The 18,996-nt window shown below is 69.8% G+C and carries 20 protein-coding genes; 15 read left to right on the top strand and 5 right to left on the bottom strand.

Annotated features, from left to right (window positions below; translation table 11 throughout):
* Window positions 1-74 precede the first annotated feature (74 nt).
* The 5 genes from AB0C27_RS44895 (at window position 75) to AB0C27_RS44875 (ending at window position 4,735) form a co-directional block, all read left to right on the top strand.
* Window positions 75-794, top strand: a complete 720-nt coding sequence (locus tag AB0C27_RS44895) for a GntR family transcriptional regulator (RefSeq protein WP_357858413.1) — start codon at window positions 75-77, stop codon at window positions 792-794.
* Between the two features lie 147 nt (window positions 795-941).
* Window positions 942-2,159, top strand: coding sequence for a DUF6351 family protein (locus AB0C27_RS44890; protein ID WP_357858410.1), 1,218 nt, complete (start codon window positions 942-944; stop codon window positions 2,157-2,159).
* Between the two features lie 74 nt (window positions 2,160-2,233).
* On the top strand, window positions 2,234-2,422 hold the full coding sequence (locus tag AB0C27_RS44885; protein ID WP_357858407.1) for a hypothetical protein: 189 nt from the start codon (window positions 2,234-2,236) through the stop codon (window positions 2,420-2,422).
* A 278-nt stretch (window positions 2,423-2,700) separates the two neighbouring features.
* Window positions 2,701-2,913, top strand: coding sequence for a hypothetical protein (locus tag AB0C27_RS44880; RefSeq protein WP_357858404.1), 213 nt, complete (start codon window positions 2,701-2,703; stop codon window positions 2,911-2,913).
* Window positions 2,914-3,103: 190 nt separating this feature from the next.
* A complete protein-coding gene (locus tag AB0C27_RS44875) occupies window positions 3,104-4,735 on the top strand; it encodes a PAS domain-containing sensor histidine kinase (protein WP_357858401.1) in 1,632 nt (543 codons plus the stop codon).
* 106 nt (window positions 4,736-4,841) lie between these two features.
* Here AB0C27_RS44875 and AB0C27_RS44870 read toward each other — a convergent pair whose 3' ends face one another.
* From AB0C27_RS44870 to AB0C27_RS44850, 5 genes are all read right to left on the bottom strand, one after another.
* Window positions 4,842-5,600, bottom strand: coding sequence for an SDR family oxidoreductase (locus AB0C27_RS44870; RefSeq protein WP_357858398.1), 759 nt, complete (start codon window positions 5,598-5,600; stop codon window positions 4,842-4,844).
* Entirely contained in the window at window positions 5,597-6,367 is a 771-nt protein-coding gene (locus AB0C27_RS44865; protein ID WP_357858395.1) for an aldolase/citrate lyase family protein, read from the bottom strand. The genes AB0C27_RS44870 and AB0C27_RS44865 overlap by 4 nt, the downstream gene beginning before the upstream one ends.
* A gap of 3 nt (window positions 6,368-6,370) precedes the next feature.
* Complete coding sequence (locus AB0C27_RS44860) at window positions 6,371-7,261, bottom strand: ABC transporter permease (protein WP_357858392.1); 891 nt, start codon at window positions 7,259-7,261, stop codon at window positions 6,371-6,373.
* Window positions 7,262-7,269: 8 nt separating this feature from the next.
* Window positions 7,270-8,058 (bottom strand): ABC transporter ATP-binding protein, encoded by a 789-nt coding sequence (locus AB0C27_RS44855; protein WP_357858389.1) that lies wholly within the window; start codon window positions 8,056-8,058, stop codon window positions 7,270-7,272.
* 65 nt (window positions 8,059-8,123) lie between these two features.
* Window positions 8,124-8,903, bottom strand: coding sequence for a helix-turn-helix domain-containing protein (locus tag AB0C27_RS44850; protein ID WP_357858386.1), 780 nt, complete (start codon window positions 8,901-8,903; stop codon window positions 8,124-8,126).
* 219 nt (window positions 8,904-9,122) lie between these two features.
* On the opposite strand from AB0C27_RS44850, the gene AB0C27_RS44845 reads away from it, so the two are divergent.
* The 10 genes from AB0C27_RS44845 to AB0C27_RS44800 all read left to right on the top strand — a co-directional run bounded on the left by AB0C27_RS44845 (window position 9,123) and on the right by AB0C27_RS44800 (window position 18,763).
* Complete coding sequence (locus AB0C27_RS44845) at window positions 9,123-10,013, top strand: DUF6282 family protein (RefSeq protein WP_346113479.1); 891 nt, start codon at window positions 9,123-9,125, stop codon at window positions 10,011-10,013.
* A 63-nt stretch (window positions 10,014-10,076) separates the two neighbouring features.
* Window positions 10,077-10,943: a hypothetical protein gene (locus AB0C27_RS44840; protein WP_357858382.1), complete on the top strand. Its 867-nt coding sequence runs from the start codon at window positions 10,077-10,079 to the stop codon at window positions 10,941-10,943.
* Window positions 10,944-10,976: 33 nt separating this feature from the next.
* Entirely contained in the window at window positions 10,977-12,053 is a 1,077-nt protein-coding gene (locus AB0C27_RS44835; RefSeq protein WP_357858379.1) for an ABC transporter substrate-binding protein, read from the top strand.
* Entirely contained in the window at window positions 12,054-13,043 is a 990-nt protein-coding gene (locus AB0C27_RS44830; RefSeq protein ID WP_357858374.1) for an LLM class flavin-dependent oxidoreductase, read from the top strand.
* A gap of 6 nt (window positions 13,044-13,049) precedes the next feature.
* On the top strand, window positions 13,050-14,132 hold the full coding sequence (locus tag AB0C27_RS44825; RefSeq protein ID WP_357858371.1) for an ABC transporter substrate-binding protein: 1,083 nt from the start codon (window positions 13,050-13,052) through the stop codon (window positions 14,130-14,132).
* 28 nt (window positions 14,133-14,160) lie between these two features.
* Complete coding sequence (locus AB0C27_RS44820) at window positions 14,161-15,354, top strand: thiolase family protein (RefSeq protein ID WP_357858368.1); 1,194 nt, start codon at window positions 14,161-14,163, stop codon at window positions 15,352-15,354.
* A complete protein-coding gene (locus AB0C27_RS44815; protein WP_357858365.1) occupies window positions 15,351-16,013 on the top strand; it encodes a 3-oxoacid CoA-transferase subunit A in 663 nt (220 codons plus the stop codon). Before AB0C27_RS44820 ends, AB0C27_RS44815 begins: the two co-directional genes overlap by 4 nt.
* The gene (locus AB0C27_RS44810; RefSeq protein WP_357858362.1) at window positions 16,010-16,693 is read left to right on the top strand and encodes a 3-oxoacid CoA-transferase subunit B; all 684 of its coding nucleotides are present in this window, start codon (window positions 16,010-16,012) and stop codon (window positions 16,691-16,693) included. Before AB0C27_RS44815 ends, AB0C27_RS44810 begins: the two co-directional genes overlap by 4 nt.
* Before the next feature lie 17 nt (window positions 16,694-16,710).
* Window positions 16,711-18,150: an aldehyde dehydrogenase family protein gene (locus AB0C27_RS44805; RefSeq protein ID WP_357858359.1), complete on the top strand. Its 1,440-nt coding sequence runs from the start codon at window positions 16,711-16,713 to the stop codon at window positions 18,148-18,150.
* Window positions 18,143-18,763: a nuclear transport factor 2 family protein gene (locus tag AB0C27_RS44800; RefSeq protein ID WP_357858356.1), complete on the top strand. Its 621-nt coding sequence runs from the start codon at window positions 18,143-18,145 to the stop codon at window positions 18,761-18,763. The genes AB0C27_RS44805 and AB0C27_RS44800 overlap by 8 nt, the downstream gene beginning before the upstream one ends.
* Window positions 18,764-18,996 lie beyond the last annotated feature (233 nt).

Raw genomic sequence — 18,996 nt, 5'->3', positions numbered from 1 at the left:
AGCACCTCCGGTCGGGGTCTCACCCGGGCGCGCGGCGGATTGACAAGGATGCTGTAGCACATACCATCCCCTCCATGGCCGCGCTTCCCCAGCTCCCCGCACCGGTGACCCTCGGCGACCAGGCGTACGCCGCGATCCGTGAGGCCATCGTCACCGGCTCGCTGAGGCGGGGGGAGAAGGTCACCGAGCGCGGGCTGGCCGAGTCGCTCAACATCAGCGCGACCCCCGTCCGCGAGGCGCTGCGCCGGCTGGAGCAGGACCGCCTGGTGGAGCGGACGGGTCCCCGGTCGGTCCGCATCGCCGAGTTCGGCAAGGACGAGCTGCGCGAGTTCACCATGATCGAGGACGTGCTCCGGGCGCTCGCCGCCCGGCTGGCCGCGGAGAAGTCGACGGCGGCCCAGCGGCGCGCGATGGCCGGCTGCCTCGACGAGGCGGACGCGCTGCGTGCCGAGATGCGCCAGGTCGCCCCGGGCGGCGAGCGGGAGCTGGAGCTGGTGGGCGAGATCCAGGAGCTCATGCGGCGTTTCCACCTGCTCGTGGACGAGGCCAGTGGCAACGCGACGCTGGTCCAGATGTTGCGCACCGTCGACGCCTTCGGCTCGGTGGAGCGACGCGACAGCGCGCTGTCCCAGGCGCGTGGCGAGCATCGGGGGAGTCTCGATGAGCGCTACGGGCAGCACCGGGCCATCTTCGCGGCCATCGCCGCCGGTGACGGGGATCGGGCCGAGGAGCTGATGAGGTCGCACAGTCACGACTCGAACGTCTCCCGGATCGCCGGCCGTTTCCTCGACTGACGGAGGCTCGGCAGGGTCACTCGGGACCGTTGCTGTGGGCTGCTTGCTATAGCACATAGAACGCTACGCTCCTAGGACGGTCCTGGCAGGGGACGGCTTCCCCTGTCTTCCACCCGATCCGCAGCATGCACACGAAGGAGCGACTCGTTGACAACTTCTGACGCGCCCGCACCGACGCACCCCGGGCGCAGCCGCCGCCCGGTGATTCTCACGACGGTGCTCCCCACCGTCCTCACCGCTGTGCTCGCCGGCCCGCTCGGGGCCACGCCCGCCGCCCACGCCGACGCGACCGTCATGAAACCGAAGCCCACAGCGGCCACGAAACCCAAGCCCGCGGCCTGCCCGTCCGGCCTGGCGGCCAAGGCGAAGTGCTACACCGGCCGGGACGCCCACGGCGCCTACTACACGATGGCCGTCCCGAAGCGCTGGAACGGCTCCCTCGTCGTGCACGCCCACGGCGGCCCCGACACCTCCTACGACGCCTCCACCCCGACAGAGGACCTCGCGCGCTGGGCGGTGATGGTCGACCAGGGATACGCCTGGGCCGCCTCCTCCTACCGGCGCGGCGGCTACGGGGTCAGGATGGCCGCCGCCGACACCGAGAACGTGCGCCGCCTGTTCGTGGCGCGCTTCGGCCGGCCCTCCCGCACGTACCTGCACGGCCAGTCCTGGGGCGGCAACGTCGCGGCCAAGGTCGCCGAGACCTACGGCACCAAGCGCGGCGCGTACCACGGGATGCTGCTGACCAGCGGCAACCTGAGCGGTGGCTCGCGCGGCTACGACCACCGCGTGGACCTGCGGGTGGTCTACCAGTACTACTGCCGCAACCTCCCCCGCCCGACGGAGCGGCAGTACCCGCTGTGGCAGGGGCTTCCCGCCGGCTCCACCCTGGCCCCCGACGCGATCCACGCCCGCCTGCAGGAATGCACCGGCATCGACTCCGACGACCGGACCGCGCGGCAGCAGCGCAACCTCGACGACATTCTCGCCGTCACCCGCATCCAGGAAAAGTCCCTGAAAACGGATCTGCTGTACGCGACCTACCTGTTCCAGGACATCGTGTTCAAGCGGCTCGACGGCCGTAACCCGTTCGGCAACCGAGGCGTGCGCTACACCGGCTCCCACGACGACAAGGCGCTCAACGCGGGCGTGGCCCGATTCTCGCCCGACCCTGCCGCGCGCCGCGACCTGTCCTACGACAGCGACCTCACCGGCCGGGTGAGCATCCCGGTCCTGTCCCTGCACGCGATCAACGACCCGCAGGTCTTCGTCGAGCAGCGGCCTACCGCGCCACGCTCAGGGCCGCCGGTCGCGACGGGCGGCTCGTCCAGACGTTCACGACGGAGTCCGAGCACGGCGAACTGAGCGACTCCGAGTACGCCGCCTCCATCGCCGCGCTCGACGGGGGGGCGCGTACCGGCCGGAAGCCGGCCCCGGACGTGATCGCCCGTTCCTGCGACGGCTTCGAACGTACGTACGACAGCGGATGCTTCTACGACGTGACGTTCCGCCCCGCGGCGTTCGCCACCAAGGTGCGGCCCCGGCCCGGCGGCCTGCGCTGGCCCGCGATGACCGCCGCGCAGGAGCGCGCCTGGAGCCGGATCGACGGCGTGGGCATCGCGCCCTGACAGAGGGTTGCTCGATCAGACCGCGCATCTGCTTTTGCTACAGCATATGGTGTCGGGGTGGCGGTTGATCCCTGGGATGGCGTCGCGGTCACCAGCCGGGGGCGAGGCGCTCAAGGCCGTGGGCGCGGTCGATGTGGCGGCCGCCGCGCCGTCGGTGCTCGTCGGTGCGCTCGGCCCGGCGATGCTGCGGGTGGCCGGTGAGCTGGCCGACGGCACCATCACGACCTGGGCCACCGCGTCCGCGCTCGTGCCGGGCGTGGGTGGCCGAGAACTTCGGGATGGTCGGGCAAGCGCCCATCTACCGCGCCATGCTCGACCGCGGTCACGCGGCGGGCCCCCAGGACGCGGTGGTCGTCGGCGATGAGACCGCGGTCGAGCGCCAGATCCGCCGGTTGTTCGACGCCGGCGCGACCGAGCTCGTGGCGTTGTCTCTCGGTTCGGAAGAGGAACAGGCCAGGACCACCGCGCTCCTGGCCGACCTGGCCGGATAGACCGCCGGCTCAACGAATGCGAAGCCGCCCGGCCTCTCACTCTCCGCGCGGGTCGAGAACAATCTATCGAGGATCTCCCGTCCGTAAGCAGTGGTCGATGTCGGGATACATAGGCTGAGGGAAATATGCCCTTTTTGGGCGGGTTGGCGGAGGTGGGGCAGGAGGGGCGCCGGTGGTAGGCAGCGACGACATGGAAGAAGACTGGGCGAGGTACGGGTTCAGCGCGGAACTCGTCAAAGCCCTGTTCCACGGTCTGCGCGTAGGCCTGTACGTGGTCAGTCACACGGGGAAGATCCTCCTGGTCAATCCGTACGCCGAGGAGCTGCTCGGCTTTCCCGCACGGCAGCTGATCGGGGCGGAACCCCACGACCTGTTGCACAGGAACGCCGACGGGAGCCGGATCCCCCGGGAGGACTGCCAGATCCTGGCCGCGTTCGCCGAGGGGGTGTACATCCGCAGCGAGGAGGCGTGGTTCATCCGAGGGTCAGGGGGGTTGATTCCGCTGGGTGTGATGGCGGCCCCGCTTTCGCTGGGTGACAAGGGCATGGGTTCGGTGGTCCTGTTCTACGACCTGTCGCGGCACAAGGCCGTGGAACACGATCAGGCGATCGCCCTGGCGGCGCTGGAGAAGCTGACCGACAGGTTGTCGCTGACCGCCGAGACCAGCATCGTTCTGGCGTCCACCTTGAACGTGGACGAGGCGCTGCGACGGCTGTCCCGTCTGGTGGTGCCCCAGCTGGCCGACTGGGCGACGATCGACCTGCTCGGCCCCGGCGGCGGGGTGAACCGGGTGGTGGTCGTCGTCACGCAGAACGGGAGCGGTGTCGAGCGCGAGCAATGGGAAGGGCCGCTTCCGGCGTTTCCGGACGGTTCCAAGGCGCCGATGGCGGAGGTGCTGCGCGGCGGCCCCGCACTGCTGTTCGGCCAGGACGATCTGGCCGGATGGAAGGACTCCGGAGCGTGCGAGGTCCAGCGGTGGTGGCCGTACCTGGAGCTGGGCGCCCAGTCGATCATCATCGCGCCGCTGCGCGCCCCACGCCGGGTGCTGGGTGCGCTCACCCTGGGCAGGTACGAGACCTCCGTGGCGTACGACTCGGCCGATCTCTCCCTCATCAGCGACATCGCCAGCCGGGCCGGGCTCGCCGTCGACAACGCGGACCTGTTCGAGGAACAACGCCGATTCGCCTCCTCCGCGTCTCACGAGCTCAGAACGCCACTCACCGCTCTTCGCACCCGGCTCGACGAAGCGATGCTCTACCCCGCCGAGGTCGACCCGCTCGAGACCATCAGGGAGGCGAGGGCGGTCACCGATCGCCTGGAGTCGATCGTCAACGACCTGCTGGTGTCGGCCCGGCTCAGTGCCGGAGAGCCGGACGCGTACGAGCTGATCGACGTCCACACACTGGTGGTGAGAGAGGCGGCGGCCATGGCGGATGGCGTGCCGGTCCACGTTGACGCGGACCGGGACGTGAACGTTCTGGGCAGCCGGATCCAGCTGATTCGCGTCATCGACAACCTCTTGGTCAACGCCCGGCGGCACGCGGACGAGAAGGTCGAGGTCACCGTGGGACGCAAGGAGGATTCCGCTGTCATCACCGTGTGCGACGACGGTGCCGGAATCGCGCCGCGGGACCGAGAGCGCGTCTTCGAGCGCTTCGCCCGGCTGGACGAGGGCCGGCGCAGGGAACCGGGAGGAACCGGGCTCGGCTTGGCCATCTCACGCGACATCGCCCACGCCCACAACGGAACCCTCACGATCGAAGATTCACCGCGCGGTGCCCGGTTCGTCCTCCGGCTCCCCCTGGCGGACAGCCGTTCGTGAACGTGTCCTGTCGATGAGGACGACCCCACCAGCCGCCCCATGACAGCGGCTGGAAGGTGTCGCGCGTGCCGTCCCCGCAGCGGTCGGCCTCAAGGGCCGGGACGGGTCACGCGTCGTCGGTGCGCGGCGCGTCCATGTGGGTGACGAGGTTGATGCCGCCGTCGACGTTGATCACCTCACCGGTGACGAAGGGGGTCTTGGTGAGCGCCAGGACCACCGCCGCGACGTCGGACGGCTGCCCGAGCCGGCCCAGCGGTGTGATCGCCGCGGTGCGCGCCGCCCGCGCGGCGAGGCTGCCCGCGGTCAGCCGGGTCTGGAGCGGCCCAGGGGCGATCGCGTTCACCCGGACGTCCGGACCCACGGCCTTGGCCAGCAGCCTCGTCAGCTGGTCGAGCGCGGCCTTGCTGACGGAGTAGGGGATCGAGCTGCCGAGGGGGCGCGAGCCGCCCACCGAGCTGATGTTGATGATCTGGCCGCCGGGCTCCATGGCCTTCACGGCGGCGACGGAGACCTGCCACGTCCCGACGACGTTGACGCCGAGGATCCGGTGCCAGTCGTCGGCCGTGACCGCGTCCAGGTCGGCGTGAGGGACGGCACGCGACACCCCGGCGTTGTTCACCAGCAGGTCGAGCCGGCCGTGCCGCTGCACGGCCGTCTCCACCAGGCGCACGGCGTCGGAGGGGTCGGCGATGTCGGCCTGGACGTAGCTCGCCCCCGGCAGCTCGGCCGCGAGCTTCTCACCGGCCTCGACCGAGGTGGCCGAGTTCACCACGACGGTGAAGCCGTCGCCCGCGAGCCCGCGGGCGATCCCTTCTCCGATCCCGGAGCTCGAACCCGTCACGATGGCGACACGTGGCGCGCTCATCGGGCGGCTCCCTCGGCGACGGGCGCCTTCACCGCGTTCACGAGAGCCCGGCTTCCGCCGGCGAGGATCGAGGTGTCGTTGCTGACCACCACGTAGTCGTAGCCCCGGGCCATTGCGGCCCGGGCCTGGTCACTCGTGGCGGACGCGGTGCCGATGGGAACGCCTGCCGAGGCGGCGGCCGACAGCGCGGACGTGATGAGCCGGTCCACCTCGTCGCTTCCCGCCGCGACGCCCATCGACATCGACAGGTCGGCCGGCCCGACGAACGCGGCGCCGATGCCGTCGAGGGCCAGGATCTCGCCCGCGTTCTTCATCGCCGCCTCGCTTTCGAGCTGGACGACGCACAGGGCCTGCTCGTTGCCGTACGCGAGGTACTCCGCCCGTGGCAGCAGCCCCCAGCGCCCCGCTCGGCTGGTGCCGCCGGAGCCGCGGTCGCCGCGCGGCGGGAAGCAGGTGGCCCGCACGACCGCCCGGGCCTGCTCGACCGTGTCGACGTGCGGCACGAGCACACCGGCCGCGCCGGCGTCCAGGACCCGCTGGATCACGCTGAGGCCATGGTCGGGCACCCTGACGAGCGGGTCCACCCCGAGGGCGCGGGCCATCGCGATGTGGGCCGAGGCGGCGCCCAGGTCCAGTGTCGTGTGCTCCAGGTCGATGACCACGAAGTCGAAGCCCGCGTAGGCCATGATCTCGACACTCTCGGGGCTGGACAGCTTGATCCAGGTCCCGAGCGTGCCGCCGTTGATTCCGTTGCGTACAGGTGGCACGGCTCAGACCTCACTGGTGGTGTCGGGGGTGGAGGTCCAGAAGACCAGCCATTTGCCGAGCTGCACGACGACCGCGTGCAGGGCGATGCCGACGGCCGACAGCACGACGATCACCGCGAAGGTCCTGGCCACGTCCAGGGTGAAGTTGGTCGCCTGGATCAGGTAGCCCAGACCTTCCGAGCTGCCCACGAACTCCGCGACCACGGCGCCGGTCACGGACAGGATGACGGCGACCTCCAGCCCCGCGAAGATGTGCGGAAGCGCCGACGGGATCTGCAGGTGCCGCATGACCTGCATGCGGGACGCGCCGAAGGACCGGAGCATCTCGACCTGCTCGTAGGCGGCGGACCGGAATCCCAGGACGGCGTTGATGAGGAGGGGGAAGAACGCGATCAGGGCGACGGTCAGCACCTTCGAGCTGATCCCGATGCCGAACCAGACGATCAGCAGCGGCGCCATGGCGACCTTCGGGATGGTCTGGGTCAGGATGAGCAGCGGGAAGAGCACGCGCTCCACCGTCCGGAACTGGGTGATGAGCACCGCGGAGACCAGCGCCGAGCCGACCGCGATGCCGAACCCGATCAGGATCTCCTTCAGGGTGACCAGTGAGTGGGTCACCAGGCTGCCGTCCTGGAAGCCGGCGACCAGGGACTCGGCGACCGCCGTGGGCGCGGGGACGAGGATGTTGGAGACGTCGAACAGGTCCACGACGACCTGCCAGACCACCAGCAGCCCGATGAACACCAGCACGCTGTAAGTGATCTCCGGTACTCGGCGGCGCCGGGATCGGACCGGGGTGTCCGAGCTCGCGGGCGCCTCCACCGCCACGGTCTCGCCGTCCGGGACGGCCGGTGCCCCTTGGTCGGCCGCGTGGCGCTTGGTGTGGGTGGACATCAGGTCTCCTAGTGGGCGCTGTGCTCGGAGTCGAGCAGCTTGCGGATCTTCAGCACGATCTCTCCGAACTCGGGCGTGTTGATGTTCTCGAGCCGTCGCGGCCGAGGGAGCGCGACCTCGACGACGTCCGCCAACCGGCCGGGTCGCGGCGTCATGACCACGACGCGGTCGGCGAGGAGCACCGCCTCGGGGATGCTGTGCGTCACGAACAGCACGGTCTTGCGGTCCTGGTCCCAGATCTTCAGCAGGTCCAGTCCCATCTGGTCGCGGGTCATCGCGTCGAGGGCGCCGAACGGCTCGTCCATGAGCAGGATGCGCGGGTCGTGCATTAAGGCGCGGCCGATCCCGACCCGCTGCTGCATCCCGCCGGACAGCTCGTTGGGGTAGCGGTCGCCGAACTCCTCCAGGCCGAGCATCACCAGCAGCTCGTCGGCCTTCTCCTGGGTCGCGGCGTCCCGGGCGCGGTGCAGGTCCGGCGACGTCAGCAGGTTCTTGCGCACGGTACGCCATGGCAACAGCAGCGGCTGCTGGAAGACCATCCCGAGCTGGTTGCGGTGGGTGTCCTCAGAAGCCCCGAAGGCGACCTGGCCGGAGGTCTGGCGGGACAGGCCCATGATGATCCGCAGCAGCGTGCTCTTGCCGCAGCCGCTGGGGCCGACGATGGAGATGAACTCACCGGCTCGGACGCTGAGGGAGACGTCGTCGAGAGCCTGGACGGTCCCGCCGGACTTCGTCTGGTAGAGCATGGACACCGAGTCCAGGCGGATCACGTAGTCGGTGTCGGTACTGGTCGGCATGTCTGTCATTCCTCACCTGGTTCGAGCGCAGGCTGCCCGCGCCTCGGTTGTCGTGCGGGCAGCGATCAGTCGGTCCCCTCGGGCCACGTGCCGCCCATCTCCTTGGTCAGTCGCTTGCAGACGGCCTTCAACGCCGTGGCCTCCCGGGAGTCCAGCGCCTCCGGCAACATCCGCTCGGTGCCGACGGCCGCGATCGTGGCGCAGATCCCGGTCGCCGCGAACACCGGCGCCGCGACCACGCAGATGCCGCGGTGGTTGACGTAGCTGCTCATGCCGGCCTGCCGGATCGCCTCGATACGACGGCGAGTCTCGGTGCGCTGGGGCTCGGGGAGGCTGCCGGTGAGCCGGTCGGCGTGGAACTGGTCGGGCAGGAAGGCCAGGAAGACCTTGGCCTGCGAGGAGTCCAGGGCGAGCTGCGAGCCCACGCGCACCGTCACCAGGGTGGGATGCTCGGCCTCCTCCACCAGCGAGACCACCGGGCCGGAGGTGCCCCACAGCGACAGCACGGTGCTGACCTTGATCTCGAGCGCGAGCTCGCGCATGTGGGCCGGCGCCTTCTGCATGATGCGCTGCTGTCCCAGCATGAAGCTGCCGAGCTGCAGGATCGACCGTCCTGGACGGACGAAGGCGGAGTCCTCCACGCGCTCGAGCAGGCCGGAGCTGATCATCGAGCTGAAGTAGCGGTGCACCGTGGTCCGGTTCAGACCGAGCCGGCGGGTGGTCTCCGCGACGGAGAGCTCCGGAGTCTCCGGACCGAACAGCCCGAGGATCTGCGCGGTCCGGCTCACCGCCTGGATGTCCTGCTCGCGAGCAGTCTCCGGCTTGTCGTCCTGGCGCTCCGTCATCGGCCCTCACTGTCCGTCATCGGCCCTCACTGTCCATAAATAGAGCACGTTGGTTCGCAGTACGGACAGAGGGTAAGCGTGGCCTGCGTCTCACTGCAAGGTTTTCCTGGGGATTCGTGGAAGCGTTTTGCTGAATGCCTGCTATTGACAGACCGGATAGCGAACTCTCAGTCTGTAATGCGAACAGTGATGAGAGCACCGTCGGCGCCTGGAGACTTCATGACTCAGACCCCCGCCATCGTCAAGCTGCTGAATGGCTGCGTTGACCTGCACTGCCATTCCGGCCCCAACCCGTTCCCTCGACGCATCGACCACGCCGAGGCCGGCAAGGACGGCGAGCGGCTCGGCATGCGGGGCGTGCTGGTGAAGTCCCACCACCACAACACCGTCATGGACCTGCTCTCGATGAGCGACCGGCTGGCGAAGATCAGCACCCCGGTCTTCGGCGGCATCACCCTGAACAGCATGGTCGGCGGCATCAACCCGCAGGCGGTGGCCATGTCACTGCGCATGGGGGGCAAGGCCGTGTGGTTTCCGACGTTCTCGGCCGGTCGGCACATCGAGTGCCATCCGGAGGGCGTCGGCTTCCCCACGGCGACCGTCGAGGTGCCGTCGTCCCGGGTCGACATCCACCAGGAGGACGGTGAGCTCATCCCTGAGGTCTACGAGGTGCTCGACCTGGTGAAGGAGAGCGGCGCGATGGTGACCGGCGGTCACATGGAGACCGAGTCGATCACCCAGCTCTTCGCCGCGGCCAAGGACAAGGGTGTCACCCGGATGCTGCTCAACCATCCCGACTACGTCATCGGCGCTGACGAGGCGAAGTGTCGTGAGCTCGTCGGCTACGGAGCGTTCATCGAGCACGAGACCGGCTTCTACGACCCCGAGGGGACCAAGAAGTGGGACCCGAAGGTCCTCCTGGACTGGATCGAGAGGATCGGCCCTGAGCACACCGTGGTCGCCTCCGACCTCGGTCAGAAGGATCGGCCGCTGCCGGTGGACTCCTACATCCGCGTCGCGACCGCGCTGCTGGACCTCGGCCTGGACGAGAGGTCGCTGCGGCAGATCTTCTGCGACAACCCGGCCTTCCTGCTCGGCCTGGACGACTGAGCCCGGCGTCCTGCCCCCGGCCAGAAAGACAACCACACCCCCTACGACTGATGAGGACAGACGATGACCACCCTGGCCACCCCGCCCGACGCGGAGTTCTCCTACCTCGGTACGGGCGATCCCGACGAGACGACCCCTGGCGGTTCGTCGACGTGGTACTTCCGCGGGCACAACTTCGTGCTCGCCTACACGACGCTGGTCGCCGGCGACGTGCTGGAGCGGAGTGATCAGCCGGACGAGTACGTCCTGATCCTCCCCTACGAGGAGTGCAGCGTCGAGGTCCGCGCGTCGCGGGAGGCCGAGCGGGTCTCGGGCAAGGCGGTGGTGATGGTCCCGCCGGGCGGCAGCGCGATCGTCGGCGTCGCCGACTGCACCGTCGTGCGGCTGTTCAGCTCCCGGTCCACCGACCTGATGGACAAGGCGCGCAACCGCGATTCGTACGCGCAGCCGCACCCGAACACCAAGCCGTTCGAGCCGTGGCCCGACCCGAAGGAGGGATATCGCATCCGGGCCTACCGGCTGGCCGACCTGGAGGTGACGCAGGACGCCATCCGCCCGGGCCAGATCGTGCGGTGCAGCACCTTCATGATCAACTTCCTGGCGCCCAGGATCGGCCCGCGTGACCCGAACACCCTTTCTCCGCACGACCACGACGACTTCGAGCAGTGCTCGCTCGCCGTGGAGGGGGAGTACGTCCACCACCTGCGCACCCCGTGGTCCAAGCGTCGCACCGAGTGGCGCGACGACCGGCACCTGCGGTGCGGCAGTCCTTCGGTGGCCGTGATCCCTCCGCCCATGATCCACACCAGTGAAGCTGTTGGTTCGGGGACCAACCAGCTGATCGACATCTTCTGCCCGCCGCGTCTGGACTTCTCCCTGACGCCGGGCCGGGTGCTCAACGAAGACACCTACCCACTCCCCAACCAGTAAGAGGGCGGTTCCGTCGTGAAGACCAGACGAGCCATGAAAGTCGCGAGTGGTACGCTCGCCATCCTGTGCGCGACCGCGCTGCTGAGCGCGTGCGGTTCCGACAGCGAACCCGAGGCAGCCTCGGCCAAGTCCGGCGGGCTGACGCCGGTGTCGTTCGCGATGGCGTCCCCGAGCTGGAACGCCGGCTACGCGGTCATGGCCGTCGTGGAGGCCGAGGGCTTCTACGAACAGGAGGGTCTGAAGGTCACGACCAACCTGTTCCCCTCGGCCACGCAGGCAGCGCAGCAGGTCGCCGGCGGCGGAGCCGACCTCGGCCTCATGACGGTCGAGCCCGTGGCCATCGGGCACGACAAGGACCTGGACCTGGCCTACTTCAGCTCGTACTGGGCGAAGTGGATCTACAGCCTCCAGGTGCCGGACGGTTCGGCCGTGAAGAGCATCGCCGACCTGAAGGGCAAGAAGATCGGCGTCTCCGCGGTCGCGAGCTCCGGCGCGACGTTCGCCAGGACCGCGATCAAGCTCAACGGGATGGGCGAGAACGATGCCACCCTGGTGCCGATCGGCGCCGGCGCCCAGCAGATCAACGCCATCAAGAGCGGCCAGGTCGATGTGCTGGCGCTCTGGGACATCCAGTACCAGATCGTCAAGAACGCCGGCGTCACCCTGACGCCGCTTCCGGTCAAGGAGACGGCGGACGCGTGGGGCGGCGGCTTCGCGGCGACCAGGAAGAACCTCGAGGCCAAGAAGGACGTCCTCGAACGGTTCGGTCGTGCGGTGGCGAAGGCGTTCGTCTTCGCCAAAGCCAACCCCGAGGCCGCGATCCGCGACCTGTGGAAGCTCCACCCGGAGACCCGCGGGTCGGAACCGGAGGAGAAGGCGCTGGCTGACGGGGTCAAGGTCCTCCAGGTCCGCCTGGAAGGACAGGGCTTCGACGACAAGAGCCTGGGCCGGATCGACGAGGCCGCGTTCACCCGTTCGCTCGACTTCATGGCCTCGGCCGGACTGATCAAGAAGTTCCCGGCGAAGGAGGTCTACACCGACGCGATGTTCAAGGCGTTCAACGACTTCTCCTACGACGACGTCATCAAGCAAGCAGAAAGCGCCGGCTGAATGCGGTTGGGGGTCGCGCTCGACCTGAGCTCCCAGGAGCCGGTCCGCCCGCAGGTGGATCGCGCGGTCACGATGCTCGCCCGCGCGGAGCGGCACGGTTTCGGCTCCGCGTGGGTGGGCGAGAGCTATCACGCGGCCGCTCAGCCGTTCCACCTCCCGTCCGTCCTGATGGTCCTGGGACATCTGGCCGGACGGACGTCCCTGGCGCTGGGATCGGCGGTGCTGCTCCTGCGGGCGTACAGTCCGGAGAAGCTGGCCTACGAGGCCGCGCTGCTCGACCAGCTCTGCGGCGGGAAGCTCACCCTCGGCCTCGGGCTCGGCAGCCCGGAGGTCGCCCGGCGGGCCGGGCTGCCCGCGTCGGGTCCGGCGGGCGCGGCCTTCGACGCCACGCTGAAGCTGCTGCGCGACGCCTGGTCCGCCGGCGCGAGTACCGATGCGCCGGTGGCGATCCCGCCGCCGGTGCGGCGCGGCGGGCCGCGGATCCTGGTGGGCGGCAAGGTGGCCGCCTCGGCCCGCCGGGCCGCGACGCTCGCCGACGGCTTCTACGGCGCGACGAACTACTGCGACGACCTGCTGATCAAGCAGGCGGCCGCTTACTGGTCCCATCGCGGCGGACGGCCGGGCGGGAGCGGGGGAGTGGTCGCCACCACCCGGTTCTGCGTCGTCCACGAGGACGCCGCCACCGCCCGCGAGCTCGCCGCGCGCCACCTGAAGGCCGCGACCGACTACTACACCGAGCGGGGCTCATGGATGGGTGCGGACGGCCCTGCCGAGCTCGAGCTCCCCATGGTGGGCACCCCCGACGAGATCGACGCGACGCTCGCCCGGTACGTCCGGGCGGGGGTCACGTCCGTCCAGCTGCGGGTCGCCCCGTTCGGCACGCCGCCGGAGGTCGCCCGCCACACGCTCGACCTCGTCGGGCGGCACGTCCTTCCGCACTGGCACGACACGACGACTTCCGACGCGATCACAAGCTCGGATGGGGAATGATCGACGATGACGAGACGGCTCAAGAGCTTGACCGGCCTGTTCGCAGGCATCCTCCTGGTGACCACGCTGAGCGCGTGCGGTTCTGAGGGGAGCGACTCGGCGGGCGGCGGCGGCCTCGACACCGTCACGTTCGCCCTGAGCGCGCCCAGCTGGAACGCCGGCTACACCACCCTGGTGGTCCCCGAGGCCGAGGGCTACTTCAAGGAGGAAGGGCTCGACGTCAAGGTCAACCTGTTCCCCTCCGGCACGCAGTCGGCGCAGCAACTGGCCGCCGGCGGCGCCGACATCGGACTGATGACCGGCGAGCCGGTCGCGATCGGTCACGCCAAGAACCTGGGCCTGGTCTACTTCGCGTCGTACTACCCGCACTGGATCTACAGCCTGGCGCTGCCCCAGGGCTCGGCCGTGAAGAGCGTCGCGGACCTGAAGGGCAAGAAGATCGGGGTGACCGCGGTGGCCAGCTCGGGCGGGACGTTCGCCAGGACCGCCATCAAGCTCAACGGGATGGGCGAGAACGCGGCCGCCCTGGTGCCGATCGGGGCCGGCGCCCAGCAGATCAACGCCATCAAGAGCGGCCAGGTCGACGCGCTGGCCCTCTGGGACACCCAGTACGCGATCGTCGAGGACGCGGGGATCGCGCTCACCCCGCTGCCGGTGCCCCAGACCGCCGGCATCTGGGGCGGCGGGTTCGCCGCGACGCGGAAGACGATCGACGAGAAGAAGGACGTCCTGGAGCGGTTCGGCCGCGCCATCGCGAAGGGCTTCGCGTTCGCCCAGGCCAACCCCGAGGCCGCGATCCGAGACCTGTGGAAGCTCCACCCGGAGACCAGGGGCAGCGGACCGGAGAAGGACGCGATGGCGTCCCAGGTCAAGATCCTCCAGGTCCGGCTGGCCGACCAGGGGGTCGAGGACAAGAACTGGGGCCGGATCGATCCGAAGGCGGCGACCGGGATGGTCGAGTTCATGGCCTCCGCCGGGCTCGTGGACAAGGCGTTCCCGGCCACGGAGATCTACACGAGCGACTTTCTCAAGGCCATCAACGACTTCTCCTACGACGACATCCGCAAGCAAGCGAAGGACGCCTCCTAGAGATGGGGCAGGAAGTGGAGACGCTCCGATGAGCAGCTCATTCGTGTACGCGTCGGTCCGGACCCCGTTCGGCCGGTTCAACGGAGCCCTGGCCGACACGAGGACCGACGATCTGGCCGCGACCGCGCTGAAGGGACTTCTCGACCGCTCGCCGAGCCTGGATCCCTGCCTGGTCGATGACGTGTTCTGGGGCAACGCCAACGGTGCCGGCGAGGACAATCGCAACGTCGGCCGGATGGCCGTGCTGCTGGCGGGCATGCCCGTCTCGGTGACCGCCACCACGGTGAACCGGCTCTGCGGCTCGTCGCTGGACGCCGCCATGATGGCCTCCCGCATGATCGAGGTCGGCGACGCGGAGATCGCGATCGCCGGAGGCGTGGAGTCGATGACGCGGGCGCCTTGGGTCCTGCCGAAGCCGTCGCGCCGGTTCCCGGCGGGCGACGTCACCGCCGTCTCCACGACGCTGGGCTGGCGCCTGGTGAACGAGCGGATGCCCGCCGAGTGGACGGTCTCGCTGGGCGAGTGCAACGAGCAGCTGCAGGAGAAGTTCTCGATCTCGCGCGAGCGGCAGGACGAGTTCGGCGCCCGCTCGCACCGCCTCGCGGCGGAGGCGTGGGCGAAGGGCTTCTACGACGACCTCGTCGTGCCCGTCCCCGGCGCCGACCTGGTCCAGGACGAGAGCATCCGGGCCGGCACCTCGCTCGAGGCGCTGGCGAAGCTGAAGCCGGCGTTCCGGCCCGACGGGACGATCACCGCCGGCAACTGCTCACCGCTGAACGACGGCGCGAGCGCGGTCCTGCTGGGCTCGGCGAGCGCTGCCGAGAGCATCGGCCGTGACCCGGTCGCGCGGATCGCCGGTCGCGGCTGGTCGGCGCTGGAGCCGCAGCAGTTCGGCTACGCCCCGGTCGAGGCCGCCAACGGCGCGCTCGCGCGGGCGGGCATCACCTGGGCGGACGTCGGCGCCGTCGAGCTGAACGAGGCGTTCGCCGTCCAGTCGATCGCCTGCGTCGACGCCTGGCTCAAGCTCGGGCTGCGGGACGCCGAGCTCGTCAACGCCAAGGGTGGGGCGATCGCCATCGGGCACCCGCTGGGCGCCTCGGGCGGGCGCGTCCTCGGGACCCTCGCGGCGCGGCTGGTGGAGTCCGGTGAACGATGGGGCCTGGCGGCCATCTGCATCGGTGTGGGTCAAGGATTGGCGGTCGTGCTGGAGAACGTGGCATGACGCTGCTCTGCACCTCCGTCGACGAGGCGGTCAGCGGCATCGCCGACGGCTCGACGGTGCTGGTCGGCGGCTTCGGCACGACCGGCATGCCGTTCGACCTGATCTACGCGTTGATCCGGCAGGGAGCGCGCGACCTCACCGTCGTGTCGAACAACGCGGGCAACGGGGACACCGGGCTCGCGGCGCTGCTCGCGGCCGGGCGGGTGCGGAAGGTCGTGTGCTCGTTCCCCCGGCAGACGGACTCCTGGGTCTTCGAGGAGCTGTACCGCGGCGGGAAGATCGAGCTCGAGGTCGTGCCGCAGGGGAACCTGGCCGAGCGCATGCGCGCCGCCGGAGCCGGGATCGGCGGGTTCTACACCCGCACCGGAGCCGGGACCCTCCTCGCGGAGGGAAAGGAGACCCGCGAGATCGACGGCCGGACGTACGTCCTCGAACTGCCCATCGCCGCCGACGTCGCGCTCATCAAGGCCCACACCGCGGACACCCTCGGGAACCTCGTCTACCGCAAGACGGCACGCAACTTCAATCCCGTCATGGCGACGGCCGCGACGACCACCGTCGTGCAGGTGAAGCACGTCGTCGAGCTGGGAGCGCTGGATCCCGAGGCCGTGGTCACCCCGGGCATCTACGTCGACCGGATCGTGCGGGTGGCGTCATGAGCATGGTGTCTTCGAGCATCGCCGAGCACACCGGCCGCGGCCCGCTCGGACGGGACGAGATGGCGCAGGTGCTCGCGCGCGACATTCCCTCCGGCGCGTACGTCAACCTCGGTATCGGCCAGCCCACCACCGTCGGCGACCACCTCCCCCCGGAGGAGGGGGTCATCCTGCACACCGAGAACGGCATGCTCGGCATGGGGCCGGCGGCGACGGGCGACGAGATCGATCCCGACCTGATCAACGCCGGCAAGTTCCCGGTGACCGAGCTGCCCGGCGCCGCGTACTTCCACCACGCCGACTCGTTCGCCATGATGCGCGGCGGCCACCTCGATCTGTGCGTCCTCGGCGCCTACCAGGTCTCGGCGGCGGGGGATCTGGCCAACTGGCACACCGGCGAGCCCGGCGCGATCCCGGCGGTCGGCGGGGCGATGGACCTCGCCGTGGGCGCCAAGCAGGTCTTCGTGCTGATGTCGCTGTTCACCAGGAAGGGCGAGCCGAAGCTCGTCAGGGAGTGCACGTATCCGCTCACCGCGCTGCGCTGCGTGAACCGGATCTATACCGACGTCGCCATATTCGAGATCACCGGAGAGGACCAGGTCCTCGTCCGGGAGACGTGGGGGATCTCGTTCGACGAGCTCCGCTCGCGCCTCGACGTCCCGCTCGCCGCGGCGACACCATGAGGAGGTTGGAGAGCGACATGTCCACCAGGCACCAGTTCTACATCGGGGGTGCGTGGGTCGATCCGGCCACGCCGCGGACCCTGGGCGTCCTCGACCCCGCGACCGAGGAGACGTTCGCGGAGATCAGCCTCGGGACGGCCGAGGACGTCGACCGCGCGGTGGCGGCGGCGCGCGCGGCCTTCGTCACGTACGCGCAGGTCAGCGTGGAGCAGCGGCTGGAGTACCTTGAGCGGATCATCGCCGGCTTCCGGGCCCGGCTGCCCGAGATCGCCGAGACGATGACGCGCGAGATGGGGGCGCCGATCACGTTCTCGACGCAACGCCAGGCCACGGTGGCGCTGTTCCACTTCGAGGAGGCGGCCCGCGTGCTCGCGGACTACCGCTTCGAGGAGGAGATGGGCGCCGGGATCGTGCGGCGCGAGCCGATCGGCGTCTGCGGTCTCATCACGCCGTGGAACTGGCCGCTGAACCAGGTCGCGTCGAAGGTGGCCCCTGCCCTCGCCACGGGATGCACCGTGGTGCTCAAGCCGAGCGAGATCGCGCCGCTCAGCGCCATGGTGCTGGCCGAGGTCATCCACGACGCCGGGCTGCCGCCCGGCGTGTTCAACCTCGTCAACGGTGACGGTCCCACGGTCGGCGAGGCCATCGCCGCGCACCCCGGCATCGACCTGGTCTCACTCACCGGCTCGACCGGCGCCGGCATCAGGGTCTCCAAGCTCGCCGCCGACACGGTGAAGCGCGTCGCGCTGGAGCTCGGCGGCAAGTCGGCCAACATCATCCTGCCCGACGCCGACCTCGCGTCCGCGGTCGTCGCCGGGGTGCACGCGTGCTACACCAACGGCGGCCAGAACTGTCAGTCGCCCACGCGGATGCTCGTGCACCGCTCGCAGCGCGACGAGGCGTACGCCGCCGCGCGACAGGCGGTCGAGGAGGTCCGTCTCGGGGATCCGTTCGATCCGTCGACCACGATGGGGCCCGTGGTGAGCCAGGCTCAGCTGGAGAAGGTCACCGCGCTCGTGCAGTCGGGGATCGACGAGGGCGCGACGCTCGTGGCCGGCGGCCCTGAGCGCCCCGACGGGCTCGACAAGGGGTTCTACGTCCGCCCGACCGTGTTCGGCGACGTCACGCCGCGGATGCGGATCGCGCGCGAGGAGATCTTCGGCCCCGTGCTGTCGATCCTGCTCTACGAGAGCGAGGACGAGGCCGTCGAGATCGCGAACGACACGCCGTACGGGCTGGCGGGCTTCGTGCAGTCGAAGGACCCCGACCGCGCCCGCAGGGTCGCCAACCGCATCCGTGCGGGCCGCGTCTACCTCAACGGCGCTCCGTTCGACCGCAGCCTGCCGTTCGGCGGCTACAAGCAGTCAGGGAACGGACGAGAGTTCGGGCGGTTCGGCTTCGAGGAGTACCTCGAGGTCAAGGCCGTGCTCGGCTATCCGGGAGGACAGCATGTCTGACCACAGCGAGCGGCTGGCGGCCCTCCTGGACCGCGAGGAGCTCTTCGACCTGGTGCGGCGGGAACGCTTCGCCCGCGACCAGCGGCTCTTCGACGTGATGCGTGACTGCTTCCACGACGACGCCTACGTCAGGACCACGTGGTACGACGGACGCGGCGGCGAGGCCTACGTCGAGGCGACGAAGAAGTGGATGGCGCGGACCGGCAACAGCAAGCACTGGGTCTTCCCCGCCTACGCGCGGGTCGAGGGCGACCGGGCGACCGTCGAGAGCCCGGCGAAGATCTTCAACCGGACCACGGTGGAGGGAGTGGAGGTCGACTTCCACGCCTACTGCCGGTTCTTCTCCCGTGCAGTCCGGGAGGACGGGCGGTGGAAGCTGATGAGCTTCGAGGTCCTGCTGGAGCGTGACGAGCTGCGCCCCGTGTACGCGGGTGAGGCGCTCCCGGTGGACGTGGCCCAGCTCGCCGAGCTTCGGCCGTCCTACCGGTTCCTCACCTGGATCCAGTCGACCCGCGGCGTGAAGGTGAGCCAGGACCTGCTCGGCGACGACCGGCGGGCCGAGCTCGACGCGTTCCACCAGGGGGAGACCGCCTGGCTCAGCGGCAAGGGATAGGCAAGGGATAGTGGTCGGCGCGCCGCGGGCGTCGGCGTGCGAGAGCGGCGCGGTTCGAGGGTGATCTTTGCTGACTTTCTCTGACATCGTCAGTACAGTTGTCGCACCGATGCGCAGAGCCACCCCTCGACCCCCATCAGGAGCGCCCGGATGTGTGCGATCCGCCACCGGGCCGACACCGGGCCGTTGATCCCGTGTTGCTGGGCGCCGCAGTGCCGAAGACGCCTTCCACC

Source organism: Nonomuraea sp. NPDC048882 (assembly GCF_040649755.1).
Classification (GTDB): domain Bacteria; phylum Actinomycetota; class Actinomycetes; order Streptosporangiales; family Streptosporangiaceae; genus Nonomuraea; species Nonomuraea maheshkhaliensis.
This window is presented reverse-complemented; position numbering and strand designations above follow the sequence as displayed.

Excerpts from the sequence above, each read along its gene's own strand:
- AB0C27_RS44820 (WP_357858368.1), top strand. The coding sequence starts at position 14,161 with ATGAGCAGCTCATTCGTGTACGCGTCGGTCCGGACCCCGTTCGGCCGG.
- AB0C27_RS44895 (WP_357858413.1), top strand. The coding sequence starts at position 75 with ATGGCCGCGCTTCCCCAGCTCCCCGCACCGGTGACCCTCGGCGACCAG.
- AB0C27_RS44835 (WP_357858379.1), top strand. The coding sequence starts at position 10,977 with ATGAAAGTCGCGAGTGGTACGCTCGCCATCCTGTGCGCGACCGCGCTG.
- AB0C27_RS44845 (WP_346113479.1), top strand. The coding sequence starts at position 9,123 with ATGACTCAGACCCCCGCCATCGTCAAGCTGCTGAATGGCTGCGTTGAC.
- AB0C27_RS44855 (WP_357858389.1), bottom strand. The coding sequence starts at position 8,058 with ATGCCGACCAGTACCGACACCGACTACGTGATCCGCCTGGACTCGGTG.
- AB0C27_RS44880 (WP_357858404.1), top strand. The coding sequence starts at position 2,701 with ATGGTCGGGCAAGCGCCCATCTACCGCGCCATGCTCGACCGCGGTCAC.
- AB0C27_RS44800 (WP_357858356.1), top strand. The coding sequence starts at position 18,143 with ATGTCTGACCACAGCGAGCGGCTGGCGGCCCTCCTGGACCGCGAGGAG.
- AB0C27_RS44830 (WP_357858374.1), top strand. The coding sequence starts at position 12,054 with ATGCGGTTGGGGGTCGCGCTCGACCTGAGCTCCCAGGAGCCGGTCCGC.
- AB0C27_RS44875 (WP_357858401.1), top strand. The coding sequence starts at position 3,104 with ATGGAAGAAGACTGGGCGAGGTACGGGTTCAGCGCGGAACTCGTCAAA.
- AB0C27_RS44870 (WP_357858398.1), bottom strand. The coding sequence starts at position 5,600 with ATGAGCGCGCCACGTGTCGCCATCGTGACGGGTTCGAGCTCCGGGATC.
- AB0C27_RS44840 (WP_357858382.1), top strand. The coding sequence starts at position 10,077 with ATGACCACCCTGGCCACCCCGCCCGACGCGGAGTTCTCCTACCTCGGT.
- AB0C27_RS44825 (WP_357858371.1), top strand. The coding sequence starts at position 13,050 with ATGACGAGACGGCTCAAGAGCTTGACCGGCCTGTTCGCAGGCATCCTC.
- AB0C27_RS44810 (WP_357858362.1), top strand. The coding sequence starts at position 16,010 with ATGAGCATGGTGTCTTCGAGCATCGCCGAGCACACCGGCCGCGGCCCG.
- AB0C27_RS44850 (WP_357858386.1), bottom strand. The coding sequence starts at position 8,903 with ATGACGGAGCGCCAGGACGACAAGCCGGAGACTGCTCGCGAGCAGGAC.
- AB0C27_RS44860 (WP_357858392.1), bottom strand. The coding sequence starts at position 7,261 with ATGTCCACCCACACCAAGCGCCACGCGGCCGACCAAGGGGCACCGGCC.
- AB0C27_RS44805 (WP_357858359.1), top strand. The coding sequence starts at position 16,711 with ATGTCCACCAGGCACCAGTTCTACATCGGGGGTGCGTGGGTCGATCCG.
- AB0C27_RS44815 (WP_357858365.1), top strand. The coding sequence starts at position 15,351 with ATGACGCTGCTCTGCACCTCCGTCGACGAGGCGGTCAGCGGCATCGCC.